The 16,584-nt window shown below is 72.4% G+C and carries 3 protein-coding genes; 1 reads left to right on the top strand and 2 read right to left on the bottom strand.

Features of this window, described 5'->3' with window-relative positions; translation table 11 throughout:
* The gene (gene eccB / locus ACZ63D_RS28915; RefSeq protein ID WP_465357511.1) at window positions 1–1,437 is read left to right on the top strand and encodes a type VII secretion protein EccB; all 1,437 of its coding nucleotides are present in this window, start codon (window positions 1–3) and stop codon (window positions 1,435–1,437) included.
* A 249-nt stretch (window positions 1,438–1,686) separates the two neighbouring features.
* Here eccB and ACZ63D_RS28910 read toward each other — a convergent pair whose 3' ends face one another.
* Together ACZ63D_RS28910 and ACZ63D_RS28905 are read right to left on the bottom strand one after the other, a co-directional pair.
* Entirely contained in the window at window positions 1,687–3,831 is a 2,145-nt protein-coding gene (locus ACZ63D_RS28910) for a YrhB domain-containing protein (RefSeq protein WP_465357510.1), read from the bottom strand.
* Window positions 3,828–16,580: a WXG100-like domain-containing protein gene (locus tag ACZ63D_RS28905; protein WP_465357823.1), complete on the bottom strand. Its 12,753-nt coding sequence runs from the start codon at window positions 16,578–16,580 to the stop codon at window positions 3,828–3,830. The genes ACZ63D_RS28910 and ACZ63D_RS28905 overlap by 4 nt, the downstream gene beginning before the upstream one ends.
* Window positions 16,581–16,584: the final 4 nt, after the last annotated feature.

Raw genomic sequence — 16,584 nt, 5'->3', positions numbered from 1 at the left:
GTGGCGTCGAAACGCGATCAGCTGCAGGCGTACCAATTCCTCGTCCAGCGCGCGATTTCCGCGCTGGTCACCCGGGAGACCGACCCGGAGCAGCCCCCGTTCCGCCGCTCCGGCGCCGCCGCGTTCGCCGGTCTCGCGCTGGCGATCGTGTCGCTGGCCTGCGTCGGCGTCTACGGGATGATCGTGCCGGGCGGCAACGAATCCTGGCGCGGCCAGGCCGCGGTGATCGTGGAGAAGGAGACCGGCACGCGCTACGTCTACCAGAACGGCAGGCTGTACCCGGTCGCGAACTACACCTCCGCCCTGCTGGCGCTCGGGCAGCACGCCGCGACCGAGCAGGTGTCCGGGAATTCGCTGGCCGGCGTGCCGCGCGGGCCGCGGATCGGGATCCCGGACGCCCCGGACGCGCTGCCCGGCCCGGACCGGCTGCGGACCGGGTCGTGGTCGCTGTGCTCGGTTCCGGCCAGCGACACCGCCGGGAGCGCGATCCAGGAGTCGGTCCTGCTCGCCGGGGCCGATCCGGGCGGCGGGACCGGGCTGGCAGACGAGGCGCTGCCGGTGCAGCTCGTGTCCACCGGGGACCGCTACCTGATCTGGCACGGCTACCGGCACAAGATCACCGACTACGGCACGGTCGGCACCGGGCTCGCGCTGACCGCCGCGTCGTGGGCGCGGGCGGGCCAGGCCTGGCTGGACGTCGTGCCGGAAGGCGCGCCGATCGGCCCGCTCCCGGCCGCGCAGGCGGGCCGCCCGTCGGTCGCCGTGCCCGGCCGGACCGACGTGGTGACCGGCTCGCTGCTGGTCGTGCACACCGCGGGCGGCGGGCAGCAGTACTACGCGGCCGAGCCGGACGCGCTTCGCCCGATTACCGAGCTGCAGTACGAAATCGAACTGGCCGACGCTCAGCTGGCGCGCGCCGCCTACTCCGGCGGACAGCCTCGCGCCCTCCCGCTCGCCCCGGCCGAGGCAGCCGCGGCGCGCCAGCTGGATCCGCTCCCGGCGACCGCGGACGCCGCGCCGCTCGCCCGGCCGCGGCTGGCCCGGCTGTCCGATCGAGACGCCACGCTGTGCGCGGTCTACGCACCGGGCGCGAGCGCGCCGCGGCTGATCGTCGGACCGCAGCTGCCGCCGGAAACCGAGCTGCTGCCCACCGCGGGCCGGTCGGCCGCGGGAACCCCGCTGGCCGACCGCGTCTACGTGCCGCCCGGCTCGGCGGTGCTGGTCGAGGCGATGCCGTCCGCCCAGGCCGGATCCGGCACGCTCACCCTGGTCACCGACCTGGGACGGCGCTATCCGCTGTCCCGCCCGGACGTCGCGAAAACGCTCGGCTACCCGTCGGCCGCGCCGGTCCGGCTGCCCGGCGGGCTCGTGGCCCGGCTGCCGGAAGGACCCGGGCTCGACCCGGCGGCGGCGATGCGGCCGACCGTCGGCGGGTGACGGCAGATGGCGGATGTCGCGGCGGCCGTGCTCGCGATCGCGTTGCCCGGACCGGCAGCCCTGCGCCCGGTTTGGCCATCAAGTCCGCGGGTTTGAGCGAAGCGCCGGGAAATACAGCGTTGAGCCGACTGCGGAGAAACACCGGGAAGCTCCGCGATCGTGGCTGGCACGTGGCTCCGGGACGCGTCGGACGGCTGACCGCTCAGTCCCGCGGCCAGTCTGCGCCTGCTGGCCGCGGGGACTGATCGATCAGCAGGTTTCTCGCGGATAGCGGGCTTCCCACTGCGCGGCGTGCCGGGGATCCGCGTGCGGCGGGTGCGCGGAGAAGTGCCAGAAAGCGTCACCCGCAACGGTTTCCACGAGATCGCGTGATTCGAGCTGGAGCAGCGACTCGGCGGGCAGCCCGGGCATCCCGTACCGCGCACCGAGCGCCGCACCCGCCAGCGCGCCGGTGATCGCGCTGCGGCCGGAGTGGCGGATCGCCGACGCCAAAGTCCAGCGTGGGTCGAAGAAGCGGCGGAAGACCGCGGTCATGCTCCGGCCGACCGCGTCCGCGGCGGCCTGCCCGGTGCCGAGCGCGTCGAGTTCCTCGTGGTCAGCCCGGATCAGCTCGATCCGCGCGCGGGCGGCGCTCGCCAGTGCTCCGGCGACCGGGCCGGACACTGACCCGGCGGCCAGCATTTGCTCGACGTGCACGTGCGGGGGCCAGACCGGGTCGGCGCGCTGGAACAGCCGGGCGAACAGTTCGGCGACCGCCGCGGCGGCGTCCGCGGTGGGTTCGTCGGCGCCCGCACCCGCGGCGAGCAGACGGCCCGCTTCCGCCGCGGTGTGTGGGCCGGTGTCGGGTCCGCCTCCGCACAGCGCGGCGGCCAGGCCTGGAACGAGGAAGCTGACGTCGTCCGCCGAAGCGGGGGCGACGGGGACCCGGGAGCGCAGCGCCTCGACCCGAGTCAGCCAGCCGTCCTCGATTTCCGTGTCCTGCCAACGGCGTTGGGCGCGAGCGCCAGTTTCGCGCAGGTCCGGGGTGCCGGGCAGCGCTCGCAACAAGCCATCGGTATGGAACAGCAATTGCGCGGTCAGCGGCCCGAGTGGCCCGATTCGCGCCGGTTCGCCGTCGATCTCGGCGACCGGTGACCGGTCCACGGCCAGCCCGAGGGATTCCCCGAGGGCGAACCCGAGGAACGCGCCCGCGATCCGGTGCCATTGGAAGCGCACGCCGTCCGCGTCCTGCCGGAAGAACTTGCCCGAACCCGTGGCGTGCGGCCGGATACGGCCTTGCGCGTCGTAACCTGCGGTCAGCCCGTGGGCGGCGAGGTCTTCGGGCCAGTCCTGCCCCGGTGCCGCGTCGAGGTCGCCGGGACGCGCGCCGTTGTGCCGCTCCCAAGCCCGGCCGACGACGAACCGTTCGCATTCCTCTTCGGACAGTTCGAATCCGGCCGCCCGGGCTTTCGCCACCGCCTCCGGCAGTCCGGCCAACGGCTGCGTCAAGCCGAACCGCTCGCCGACCGCCCGCGCCGAGTGCTCGGGCGAGACCTCGACGACGCGCGGAGCCGGGCGCAAGTCCGGCCAGTCGCGGCGAGCCTGGGCCAATTCCGCGGCGGTGAGCCGGTCGGCCGGGAACGATCCGGGGTTGATCCGCAGACCGGCGCCGGGGAAGTCTTCGAGGACCGACAGCACGTCGGCGCGGAGCCACTGCGCCGTGCCGACCGGCAGCCTGCGCCGTGAGCTGTACACCCGCAGGATCGTCCGGTCGTCCTCCCACTGCTGCTCCAGCGGCAGCCCGCGGCCGGGGTCGAGCGGCACGAGCACCTCGGCGCTGAGCAGCCCGGCGAGGTAGCGGGACCGGTCGTAGCGGCCGGTTTCCGCGCAGCCGAGCAGGTATTCCAGCGGCGTTTCCGCGGGCGGGTACCCGAGCCGTTCCGGTCCCTGCCGGTAGCCGGGGTTGAGCCGGATCTCGCCGGTCGGCACGCCGTCGGCGTACTCGCGCCAGGCGAGGACTGCTTCCGCCGGCACGCCGAGGTAGGCGACGCCGCTGTGTTCGAACTCGGGCTCCAGGACCTCGCGCCAGTCGGCCTCCCCGGCCGCCGGGACCGGCGAACTCGGCAGCCGCCCGTCCGGGCTGAGGTCGGGCCGCCGCAGGGAGCCGTCTTCGCGGACCACGAGCGCGGGCTGCGGGACCAGGGCCGCGAGCCAGTCGCCGGTGTCCAGCGCGCGGGCCGAGTCGTAGGGCACGTACCAGCCTTCGGGGACGCGCAGCACGTGCTCGCGGTCGACGCGCACGGCGTGCTCGCCCGCAGTCAGGTCGACCGGGGTGCCGGTGCGCAGCCATTGCTCGACCTTCGCTGCCGCGGCCTCGGCGTCTGAGCTGCGCACTGTCGTTCCTTCGCTGGTCACCGGTAATCCCTCGCCAATCCGTTGCGGCCGTTCCAGATCCGGCCGGACCACTGCTGCCCGCCGATCCGGCCGAGCCGCTGGACTTCTTCGTGTCGTTCGCGCGCCTCGTCGGCGGCGTGCTCGCTCATCCCGCTCGCACGCAGCATCCGCACCAGCCACCCGGGATCGATCGCGCGGATGCGCTCCAGCACGTCGGCGTCGAGCGGCCGGTCCAGCCAGGCCGCCACGAACGGCGAGTTGATCCCGATGAGATCGTCGGCGTAGTCCGGGAAATTCTGCCCGTTGTCGATCGCGACGACGTTCCCGTCCTTGGACAGGGCCTTGCAGTCGGAGCTGGCCCCGACATAGCCCAGGTACGCCATTTCCTGCTGCTGCGCGCGAGGATAGGCCGAGACGTCGTCGAGCGCGGGGGAGAGGCCTTCGATCCGGCGCTGCGCGGAACCGGGGCCGCGCGGGCCATCGATATACGCGGTGACCGGCACGACGTCCGACCCGGCAGCTCGCGCCAGCCGGTACATCGCGTTCTCCCGCAGGCCCTGCCCGCCAACGGGAATTGGCACGGCGAGCGAGCGGGATTCGCCCGACGCGGGCTTGTAGATGGCTTGCGAACCGTCGGCGTAGGTCAGCCAATGGGTTTCGTTGGCGCTGGCGAGGTTGTCGCCGAACTCGACGTGGCTCACGATCTCGGCGGCGGCCAGCGCCGCTTCGTCCGGGTCCGCGAAGGACTCCGGTTCCGCGGGCGGCGGTGCGGGCAGTCCGCGACGCAAGGCTTGCTCGAAGAGTTCGCGCTGCCGTCGCCGCAGGACGGCCGCGACTGCTTCGTCGCGCGGGGTGCTCGGCGTGGCTTCCTCGACGGCACGGGCGAAATTGCCCAGCGCTCGCGCGGTCCCGGCGACCTCGTCGATCGCGGTCAGCCCGAGCCGGAGCTCGGCCGGGCGGCCGTCGGGCAGGCGGAGGGAAACCCGGATCTCGCGGTGCCCGGTGGGTTCGGGCGCGGCGAATCCGTCCTCGAGGCCGGTGATCCGGGTCGGTCCGTCCCGCCGCAGCACCTCCAAAGCCTGGTAAAGCCAGGAGACGCGGTCGAACCGGACCGAGCCGGGCCCGGCGGTGCCGCAGGTTTCCCGGGCCAGCCATTCGACGACTCCGGCGACCTCGCCGGGCGGCCCAGCTGGCGGGGGATCACTGGCGTTTTCCTGGATCAACTCGAGCGTCTGGGCTTGGGCGGGAGTCGGTTCGAGCGGCCGGGGCGGCGGAGCGAGCGCGTCCTCGCGCAGGACCGCCTCCGGACCGCGGGCTTCGACCTCCGCCACCGCCTCGGCCAGGATGACGTTCTCCGCCGGTTCGGCCTCGGGCCGGGGCGCTCTGTCGAAGACCTCGGGCAGCTGCGCCGGTTCCGGTGCCGGTCCGGCCGGATGCGGGGCCTGGCGCGTCGGCGGCCGGAGCGGGCGGCGCGGGCCGGGCGTCGAGAACTTGACCCCGCGTCCCTCGTCCACCCCGGCCGACAGCGGATCCCGGGCGAGGTCCCGGTGCCCCGGTGTCCACATCGGACCGGGCGCGGGGGTCGCTCGCGGTTCGCGGTACGGGCGGCGCAGGTCGACGCCCGGAGCCGGTGGGTCCGGCACGTAAAGCTTGCCCGCCGCGGGCTGGTACTCCGGCGGCGCGTCGGGCCAGGGCAGGAAGGCGTCGGTGAACGGAAGCAGGGCCAGGCGGGCCGGATATTCGGGCAGGCGCAGGAGTCTCCCTTCCAGCCGGTCGAAGAACGCGATGCCGTAGGGACCGTGCGCGACCCAGCAGAGCTGGTGGTATTCGTTGTCGTAAGCGTCGGCCGTCACGATCTGCAGCAGCGCCCTGGCACCGAGCGGCCGTTCTGCCATCGCGATGATGACGCTGTCATAGGAATCGTGGCTGTGGAACCAGAATCCGCCGAACCAGTACGCGAGGTAGCTCTGGTTCACGGTCCCGTCGGGGTTCCAGGCGACGCCGTAGGCATTCGGGTCCGGCCGGTCGTAGCCGGGTTGCGCCTCCCGCACGAAACGGGCCTCCTGCGCCTTCGACACGGTCCCGGCCTCGATCGCGGGGAGTGCGTGCGTCCGGCTCGCCCGCGCGTACGGCGATCGCCGCCATAGGTGGAACACCGGATGCGTGAGGACGTGCACCGGCGGGCTCTGCTGTTCGGCGGGCAGCGGCGGAAGGTTCTTCCCGGCGAACTGGGGCGACTGCCGCAGCACGTCGTAGACCGCACGCAGCCGTTTCCCGTAATAGCCCTCGGTGCGCTCGGCCGGCCGGACCGGATGGAGCCCGGCGGGCGGCAGGACGACCGGGTCCGTCGACCGCAGCGCGGCGAGGTCGACCGGGAGCAGATGGATCTCCAGCGCCCGCAGCGGCAGCTTCGTGGCGTACCCGGTCATCGGGTCGGCGAAGATCGGCACGCCGGTGCGTTCGCTGACGACCACCGCGCTCACGTGCCGCGCGATCGTGCCGTCGTCGCTGAGCGAGCGGACCGCGACCGCGCCGACGAATCCTTTGCGGCCGGAGAGCGCGGCGATGAGCCGGTCGTACTCGCTGCCGTAAGCCTCCCACGTTCCGCCGAGCCGCTCCCAGAGCGCGGCCAGCGTCTCCGGCTCCGCCCCGGCGGGCACGGCGGTGGTGTCCCAGCCCGCCATCCGGTGGAAGAAAGCGCTCGTGGCGGACACGCAGTTGGACCGGTACCGGTAGCGGTCGAGGCGGACGGAGCGGTAGTGCGGGTTGACTTCCCGCAGCAGCGGCACTTCTTCGCGCAGCAACGGGGTGAGCACGGAGGCGGGCGCGGTGTCGGCGGTGACGGCGGGCAGCGTGTACTTCCCGTTCTTCTTCCTGAACCACAGCTCCAGTTCCACCGCCTTCCTGGCCTCGCCGAGCTGCCCGGAGCTCCAGGTCCACGCGCGCTTCGCCCAGCCTTCGGGCAGGACGTCGGCGAGGAAGCGCAGCCCGAGCACGGTCCGGGCGGGGGCCGGGCGGCCGTCGAGATCGCCCGCGAGCACCTGGCCGGGGCTTCGGTACTCCGGTTCGGGCAGCTCGGCGGCCGGGGGTTCGAGGCGGGCGAACCGCATCGGGTCGCTCGCGGCCTGGTATTCGTCGAGGAGCCCGTTGAGCTCCCGGATCGCGGCCACGGCGAACCGGGCGGCCCGGGTGCGTTCGTGCTCGAACGGGAGCAGCAACCGGAGCAGCTCGCCGGGGAGCCGCTCGGGCGGTTGGCGCAGCACCTCGCGCACCTGGCGGGCGAGCCGTCCGTCGCCGTCGTTTTCGTGCCAGTGCGCCAGAAGCTTCACGTACGCGGCGATTTCCTCTTCCCGGGGACGCGAATCGAGCAGCCCGGTCATCCGGTCGGCGAGCTGGCGGCTGCGGGCGTGCTCCCGCACCAGCTCGCCGAGCCGCGCGGCGAGGTTTCCCGTGCCTTCGTGCTGCCGCACAGCGGAAATCAGGCCGCGAAGCAGGGCCGCGTCCGCGGTTTCGTGCTGCCGCACCACTTCTGCCACGTGCGCGGCGAAATCTCCCTCTCCGGTGCGCAGATACTCTCGCAGCGTCGCGTCCAGGTGGTTGGCGAGGAAGCCGTGCTCGCTGCCTTCGTACGCCGTCAGCTGCGCCCTCGCCCGGGCGGACAGCCGGGGCAGTTCGTCGCGCAGCAAGGCCTGGCGGCGTTCCAGCGTCGGGCGGAAACCCCAGTGCCCCAGCTCGTTCTCGACCGCGCGGTCGAGGGCGTCCAGCTTCTCCCGCAGTTCCGTCGACCACTTCCCGGATCGCAGGCTTTCCTCGGTGAAGGTCAGCGGCTCGAATTCGGAAAGCGGCGTCACCGCGGGCAGCACCGGCTGTTCGCCTTGCTGTTTCCCGGCGATCTCGAACAAGAGCCGGATCACGTGGCCGTTGGCCGCCGCGTCGCGATCGCTCTGCTGCTCGACCGGAGTGCCCGCCCGGTCGTCGGTCAGGATTTCGCGGATCCGGTAGTAGGGCTTGCCGACGACCGCGAGCAGACCGGCGACAGCGGCCGCCACCGCGCCCCACACGGACGTCGCGGGCACCCCGGCGAGCACGCTCAAACCGACCGTGAACCCTCCCGCGGTGACCGATTTCGTGGTGATGACGGCCGCGTACCGCAGCCGGGAAACCGCCGCCTTGCGGGATACCGGCGTCGGCAGCAACGGGGGCTTCGAACGGATCTTGGCGAGCGCCCGCTCCAGCTCGGCGGCGCGCGCCGGGCCGATGCCCGGCCGCGCGTTCCCGGTTCCCACCGCGGCGAGCGCGTCGCCCACCAGCGCCCGCAGCAGCAGATCCCGGTCGCGGATCCGCACCGGCAGCTGGATTTCGCGTTCGGCGCGCATGCGCATCGCGATCCGGGTGAGCTTGTTGCGCACCTCGCCCGCCGCGAGGTGGTTGTCCGCCAAGGCGGAGATCCAGCCGGCGACCCCCAGCTTGGCGAGGTCCACGGCGGCCAGGACCTGCTGCGGGGTGAAGTGGTCGAGCAGGGCCTTGAGCGGCTGGAGGCTCGGGTGGGTGATCTTGTACAGGTCGGGCAGATAGGGCAGGAAGCTCGCGACGGCGTCCATCAGGTTCAGCCCGCTGACGTGCTCGGCGAAATCCACCTCCGCGCGCCGGGTGGGCGGCGGGCTCAGCTCGGCGAGCGAGTCGTCCGGGATGACGCCTTCGGCCAGCAGGTTTTCGATCGCGGAGCGGGCGTGAGCCAGCTGCCGGTACAGCTCTTTGGCGTCTTCGAGGGTGTACTCGTGCAGCAGGCGCCGGATCGCGTCGTGCGCCGCCAGCTCGGCGCCCTTGCGCCGCCGCCGGCTGTATCCCTCCGCGAGCGGCCGGAACACCGCGGTGCCCAGCCCGGTCGTGACGAGCGCGAAGAACGAACCGGTCGCGATGTCCAGCGGGAACCCGACCGCGGCGGCGGCTCCCAGCGCGACCGCCGGCGGGGTGCTGAACCGGACGATCCGGGTGCGCAGCGGCAGGGCGATGTCCGGTGCGTCGCTTTCGAGCTGCGCCGGGGCCGGCACGCCAGTGCTCGGCAGCTCGGCGCCGAAGCTCGCTTCGTGCCAGCTGCTGACCAGTTCGTGCTGATTCCGGCCATGGTCGGCGTTCGCGCGGATCTCGTCGTACTTCTTCTTCAACGCGGCCTGTTTGTCGCTGGCGATGTCGTAACGCCGGGTCATCGCCGCGCCCAGCACCGCCGACGTCGCGCCGAACACGAGATAGCCGATGCCGTTTCCGGGGTGCCCGCTCGCGAAGCCGGACATCGAAAGCGCGACAGTCATCGCCGCGGTGGCGGGCTGCTCGAACACGACGGTGGTCGCGATGGTGAACGCCTTGGTCGGGTAAGCGGTGTCTTTCCGCTCCACGGCGAAGGTGTCCACGACGGCACGCGCTTTGGCCCCGAGCGCCTCGACGCGGTAGGAGTAGTCCGGCAATTGCTTTTCCAGCCCCGCGTTTTCGAGCAGCTTGCGCAGCTGGGCGATCAACTGGTTCCGGTGCCTCGGACGCCAGCGCGGAGCCGCGGCGATCCGGTCGCTGAGCACTTCGAGCCGGGCTTCCAGCGCGCGGTCCGCGGGGCCTTCGGGCAGCCGGTCCTTGTCGGTGTCCGGGCGCAGCGTTCCCGGTTCGCAGGTCGCGGTGCGGAAGTAACGCGTGCCGAAAGCGAGTGCCGCGCCGACGATCTCTTCGACGTCGCTTGGCCGCAGCCGGGCCGGGAGGTAACCGGACAGCTGTCGGGCGCCCGGGTGCACGGAAACCCCGGTCGATTCGAGCGTGGTGCCGGGCAGCACGTGGAACGTCGCGGTGAAGAGCTGCCGCCCGTCGTGGAACACGTCGTAGCGGAGGTCCGGTCCGGCGGGCACCAGCAGGACCCCGGTCCGTTCGGCGGCTTTTCCGATCTGCTCGCGGATCGCCGCTTCGACCGCCTGCGCATGGTCGAAGCGGCGCGCTTTGGCGTCCGAGGGAAGGCGGTGGCCGATTTCGACGGCGGGGTCCGCGACCGGCCATTGGGTGACGCGGTAGCCCTCGACTGCCTTGGCCGGACGGTACCGGTCAGCCACCGCCAGCGCGCGGTCGATGCCTTCCGCGCGCGCCCGATAGGCAGCGAGCGCGGACAGCCGCACGATGGAGTAAGGGTCGTCGCTGGCCATGCCGAGGTAGGACAGCAGCCGCGCCAGGTGCGCGCGCATCCGTCGCCGGTCGCGCCACCCCGTCCCGTCCCGCTCGAGTTCCGCGCCGAGCGCGGCGACCTGGGCGAGGTAGCCGAGGTCGGTCGGCGTGGGCGTCGGGGCGGGGCCCGGGAACCGGTCGTGCCAGAACTGTTGCTCCGGCGGGGAATCCGGCTCGCCGCGCCGATGGGCCGCGATCTGCGCCGCCCCGGTTGCCATCGCGTGGGCCATCGGAAGGACGGCCACGTTCGCGGGCAGCCAGTCGGGCAGCCGGAGGACGACCAGCGGCAGCGGATGCCCGGCCCCGGGCTCCCGGAAAACCTGGAAGGTGATCGGGTTGCGCGGCGAGTACCCGAGGTTCGGGGTGGGGATGACCTGGAAGGCGAACACGGTCCCGGACTGGTCGAGGAACACGGTGTCGTCCGACGGCGGGGGAAACGGGCCGTTCTCGACAACGCGTGCCCCGGCCGCGACTGCCGCGGCGGGGAGCATGCGCCGGGCGATTTCCTCGGCGGCCGGACGCTGCCGGGCCGCGGCGATCGTGCTCAGCGGGGTGTGGATCTCGATGGCGGCGGTGAGCGGTGGCGCCGCTTCCTCCGCGCCGGGCTGGACGACGGTGGACGGTGGTTGGGGTCTGGTGGGGGACTGGGCGGCGGGGTTCGCTGGTGGCTGGGACGCGGTGGGGGAGTTGGCTGCGGGGTTCGCTGGTGGCTGGGACGCGGTGGGGGAGTTGGCTGCGGGGTTCGCTGGTGGCTGGGACGCGGTGGGGGAGTTGGCTGCGGGGTTCGCTGGTAGCTGAGGCGCGGTGGGGGAGTTGGCTGCGACGTTCGCGGAGGCCTGGGGCGCGACGGGGGATGGGGTGACGTTCGCAGGCGGCTGCGGCGCGGCAGGGACGTTCGGTTCGGTCGCTTCCGTCGCGCGCCGTGCCTGCTCGGCGAGGTCGACGTGCTCCTGGTGCCTGGCCGCCGCCTTCCCGGACAGCCATTCGGCGAGCCCCGGGGCGATCGTCGGCCGGAGCGGGCCGACGGCGTGCGCGGTCAGGCTGGTGAGGAGGTTCGTCCGCGCGGCAAGGACTTTGAACGGCGCGCCGGAGCGGTGCACCGCGACCGCGTCGAAGCCCTCGGCGAGCAACTGCTGGGACAGCGCGCCCAGCGCTGCCGGGTCCGCGGCCGTCAGCTCACCGGTAAGCACGACGAACTGGCTGTGCGCGCCGCTCGCGGCCAGGTTTCGGCGCAACCGGGTCAGCACCGTCTCGCGCTCGTCGAGGTTCGCTGCTCTCGCGACGACCACGTGATAGTCCGATCCGGTGGAAGTCGCGTCCCGCACCGGGAACGCGGGGAAGGCCGCATCGCCGTCCGGCCGGAGTGGCGCGCCGAAGACGCCGGGCTGCCACAGGTTGCCCAAACCGGTCTCGTGCAGGGCCAGTTCGGTGAGCACCGCCGCGGCTGCGACCTCCTCGTCAGGGCTCGCGTGCAGCGGCGTGAAATCCGGGGCGAAGGCCCGGGTGTCCGCAACGGACATTCCGGCGTTCATCGCGGCGAGCAGCACGGAGGCGGTCCACAGTCCTTGGGCGTCTTCGAAAGCCTGTTTCCAGGGCGGCCGCCCGTCGATCCATTCGCCGAGCCAGCGCAGCTTGTTCCGCAGTACGTCAAGCTGGTCTTCCGGCAACCGCGCCAGTTCCCGTCCCAGCGCGGCGAAATGAGTGTTCCTCGCGGCAGGTGCGCTCCCGTGCCGAAGCAGCACGGCCAGGGCGGCCACGGCGTCGCTCGCGGGAAGCTGCGCGATCTGCCGCAAACCAGGCTGTCCGCCCGGCCCCGCGGCTTCCCACAGCTCCGCGAAGACCTTGCCCAGCCAGGGTTTCTCCGCGCGCTCGGGTGCGGCGCGCACTGTGTCGTCGAGGTGCAGCGCGGTGATCCGCGGTTCTCCGGCGGGCCGGGTGCGGTCGCTGTGCAGGACGGCGGCGAAGCCCATGTCCCGCAAATTGCCGGTGAGATCGGCGAGGTCTGCCTCGCTGGCGTCGCGCCAGTTCCCGCTGAGGACGAGGTAAGGCTTGTTCTCCCCGGGTCGCTGGCTCCGCAGATACCGTCGCGCGTTCTTGATCAGCCGTTCCCGGTCGGCGGAGCCGAGGCCGCGCAGCCGGGCCACGACGACGTTCCGCCGTCCGCCGTCGGCGTGCGCGAAGGAGAACTCGGCCAGCCCGATGGTTTCGCCGTGGTCGTAGACCTGTCCGCGAGGCTGGAAATCCGTGGCGCCGCCGAAGCCGAGCGCGGCCCGCTCCGCGTCGTCGGACAGGCTCAGCGCGTGGAGGAAACCCAGATCCGGGCTGACCAGGTCCAGGTACTCCTGGATCAGCTTCAACGCCAGTTCGTAAGCGTGTTCGGCGAGCTCCGGACTGTCGGCCGCGGCGGACCTCGCCAGCTCGAGCAGCGCCTCGATGCGGTCCAGCAGTTCGCGGCGCTTGGCGAATTCGGCGTAGGCGAACGACAACGTGGTGAGGACGCCGTGACGCAGATAGATGCTCGCTGCGCCGTCGCCGGTGGTTTCCTCTTCTTCGGCGACCTGAACGCGTGCCCGCGGCCTGCCAGCGAGTTCCGCGAGCCGGTCGCCGACGAGGTGCCGGTCCGCTTCCCGTTCCGTGGCGAGGAACCGGAGTTTGTCCGCGAGACTCGCGTCCTGATGCGGCAGCCCGCGGCCCGCCTTGCGCACCCGGTCGTAGAGCACCTTGTCGACGATCCAGCGGAGAATGTCGCCCGGGCGGGCGCCGGTGGCGCGGACCAGCGCCCACAGGTCGGCCAGTTCTTGCTCGGTGAGCTGCTCGCGGACCTCGCGCGGCAGGTCGAAGCGCTCGTCGGCGTCTTCGTCCGGAACCGGCGGCAACGGCTTCGCCTCGCCGGGGTAGCCGTGCCGCAGCGGTACGACCTCGGTGTACTCGCGGACCGGTCGCGCCTTGGTTTTGTCGGCGGGGTAAGGGAAAGCGGCGGGAACGACAGGCGGCACTTCCGGTGCGTCGGCCAGTGGGTAACGCACATCCGGCACGAATCCGGGTTGGTCGCTGCGGCCGGGGAAGTCCGGCGGCAGGTACGGGACGGTGACGTCACCCTCGCGGAACGGGCTGCTCGGCACCGGTGCGGCGGGACGCGGGTCGCTTGGCGCCGGTTGGTGTCGCGGATCCCCCACGCGAACCGGCACCGGGTCGCCCACCCGGTTCTGACGAGGATCGCCGGGACCCGGGACCGGCTCGGTCCGGATCGGCGGTCGCGCGGGGAACCCGATCCGCGGCCTCACCGGATCCGTGATGACCGCGGGCACCGGGCCGACGACCGGGCCGAGCAGGCTTTCGGCGAAACTCACCGGCAGTCCGAGCCTCGCCCGGGGAAGCGTCGGCTCGGTCCGGACTGGTTCTCGCGGTTCGGTGCGGGGGTGCTCCGGGACCGCGCTCAACTCGTCGAAGGCGGCGCGGAACCGGGTGCGCAGCCCGCTTTCCTCCGGGGTCGGCACCTCGGCCAGCCAGTCGCGCAACGCCAGCCGGAAGTCACGGCTCGCGGCGGCGTCCAGGTTCCCGGTTTGGGCGTCGTGCAGGAATTGCAGGTGCGCGGACAGCCCGCCGGAACGGGCCTGCACGCGGTAGTTGTCCCACAGATCGGGGAGCGCCCGGACCCGGTCCGGAGAGATCGTGCCCGCACCTTCTGGCAAATGCGCTCCGGCGGTCTCCGGCTCAGCACTGGCGGGCCGGTTCCCGACCGCCAAAGCTTCGCTCTCCCCGGCGTTGACGGGAACCAGGCTCAACACCGCCCGGGCATTCGCTTCTCCGCCCGAGACGCCCTCGCCGTGCAGCAACGTGAAGACAACCGGCTCAGGCGGCGGCTCGGGAGTCTCGGCCTTCGCTGTCGCTTCGCGGGCTATTGCTTCGTGTGCTCTGGCTTCCAGCCCGTTGGCCTCGGCCAGCAGATCGCCGGTCCTCGAGAACACTTCTTCGAACGCCGTGCGAGCGGGACGCCCTTCGGCGGCGGACAGATTGCTCCGAGCCACGAGTGCCTGTTTGAGTTCCGCGTCGGTGAGCTCCTGGTGCACCATTCGGTCGGCCAGCGCGAGATGGCGGGACGCGACGCCCAGCTCCGCCAGATCCGGCAGCGAGTACCCGAGCTCGCGCAATCGCCCGAGGACTTCGGCGAGCTCGGCTTCGTTCCGCCGGGTCTCGACGTCGAACCACCGATCGCCCGGCCGCGGCCCGGCGGGGTGGCCGCCGAGCGAACCGAGCAGGTAGTCGCCGAGCCAGCCGATGCCGCGGTCGCGCGCGTAGGCGGCGCGCTCGGACAGTTCCGCGAGTTTCGCTTCGGGCTCGGACAGCAGGAGCCTCTTGGCCCGCCCGGCGAATGTCTCTTTGGGCCGGAAGTCCTTGAGCTCGGCCGGTGCGGTCTTGTCGCGACCCGCGGCCTCGGTTCGCTGGGGCGCGGGCTCGCCGGGGGTCGCAGCGGTTTTTGCGGGCTGAGCACTGTTGTCTGCGGACCGGACGGTTCGGAGGGGGGAGGGTTCGCTGTGAGTCGCGGTGGTGGTTTTCGTCGGCCGGGCACCGCTTTCCGGCGATCCTGCCGTTCGTTGCGGCACCGGTTCGTCGTGGGCCGCTGCGGTTTTCGTCGGCTGGGCGCCGTCGCCCGCCGAGCGGGCGGTCCGGAGCGGCATGGGCTCGCTGTGGCGTGCTGCGGCAGAAGTGCGCGTCGTTCGGGCACCCTCATCCGCCGATCCTGCCGTTCGCGGCGCGTCTTTCTGGCTCTGCGCGGGCGTGGGGGCTTCCACCGGCTCGGCTGCCCGACGAGCCGCGCCGGACCCTCCTGAATCCCGCACCGGACCGGCTGGTCCGTCCGGCCGCTGAACCGTCCCGGGTGGCTCGTCCGGAGGCGGATTCTCCGGAGCCTTCTTCGTCCCAGCGGCCTCGACTGCCTTCGCTCCCACGGCGGCGTCGGCATTCCGCCGCGCGTTCAGGTCGACTACCTTTCCCGCTTCGGACTCCGCAGCATCGGACGACTTCTTCGCGGCCTCGGAAACAGACTCGTCCGTGCGCGCCGGAGCAGCCTTCTCCGGTGCGGGCGCACTGTCCTTCGCCGGAGGGGCTTCCTTGGTCCCGCCGCCCGCGGCAGCCTCCCTGGCCGGTGTTGAGGCAGGCGTGTCGGACCGGGCCGGGCTGGCGGGCGAGTGCGGGGCGAGGGGCGAGGATCGCGTCGACGGCGGCAGCTGTGCCGGTGCCGACGACGGCGACCGGACAAGGTTCGTCACCTCCGCGCCCGGCGTTCCGCCCGCGTCGACTCTCGGGGCCAGGCCCGCGCCGGGATGAATGCCGGTTGTACCAGTGGCCCGTTCGGCGAGGGGTACTTCGGCGCGCTGGGCCGCGGCCTGCTGTTCGGCGGAGCTGTGCGCCTCAGTGTGCTGGGCCGTGCCGGAGGACTGTTCGGCCGCGCCGCGTGCTTCCCCGGCGGACGGGGAGTGCGGCGCGGGGAAGCCGTCGCCCGGCGGTGGCATCGGGGTGTTCGGCGGACCGCCGTCGGGCGGCGTCGGCTGGTGAGGCCGGATCAGATCGCGGATGGTCGGATGCTGGTTCCCGGTCACCCGCTCGTAGACGTTCTTCATCCCGTTGGCGTCGAGCGCGTGCATTCCGCCCCGCGCGGCGCCTGCGATCGCGCCTTGGTCCATGGGGCGATCGAGGATGTAGTTCGTGCCCGCGCCGGTGACGGCTCCGGATACGCTCGCGCCAGCGACCGAACCGAGCTGCTTGGCGGCGTCCTCGGACATCTTCGGCAGTTTCGCGAGTGCCTTGGCCGAGGTGTCGGTGACGGCCTTCCCCAGCGTGCGGTTCGCCGCGTGCCCCAGCGCCCCGCCGATCAGGCCCGCCTGCCACGCGTGGTCGAACTTGTCCTTGTCGAAGTCGCCGTACCCGCGCAACGAGCTCAGCTCCTGGCCCAGCGCGTTGCCCACCCCGCCGCCGACGGCCCCGCGCCCGGCGTTCAGCGCCGCCTCGCCGGCGAACTTGAGTGCGCCCACGCCCAGCCTCGCCGCCCGGCTGGCGGCGGCGATCTTTTCGGCGAACGCGGCGACCCTGGCCACGATCTGGGCGGTGAGCCTCGCGACGAAAGCCGCCTCGCCCGCCGGTCCGGCGATCGCCGTGGACAGGGCGAAAAGCGCGACGTTGATCGCGATTTCCGCGACGATCTCGCCTTTGATGTCCGCGAGGTCCTTCGCGTACTCGCGGCAGGCTTCGGCCAGTTCGTGGCAATGCCCGGCGAGCTGAAGCAATCCCTCGCTGTCGGTGGAACCGTCGAAGAACTGGTGCAACGCGACATACGCGGAAACGCCCGCGAGGTCGGTCCAGGTGTCGTGCAGGCTCTCGGCGTGCGGGGCCGCTTGGTCGTGCAGTGCGGTGAGCGCGTCCCGCAAACGGTCCCAGACGTCGGCCAGTTTCCGCGCGTCGGATTCGCTGTCCAGCGGCCAGATCGCGTCGATCCACCCGGCGTGCCGCGAAAGCCAGTCGGATTTGACCCGGATCCACAGTTCCTCAGTGGGTTCCTGGACGTCGCCGTCGGCCATCGCT

The organism is Amycolatopsis sp. NPDC104775 (genome assembly GCF_055583325.1).
The sequence above is the reverse complement of the archived record's forward strand: the minus strand, read 5'-3'. Positions and strand labels throughout refer to the sequence as shown.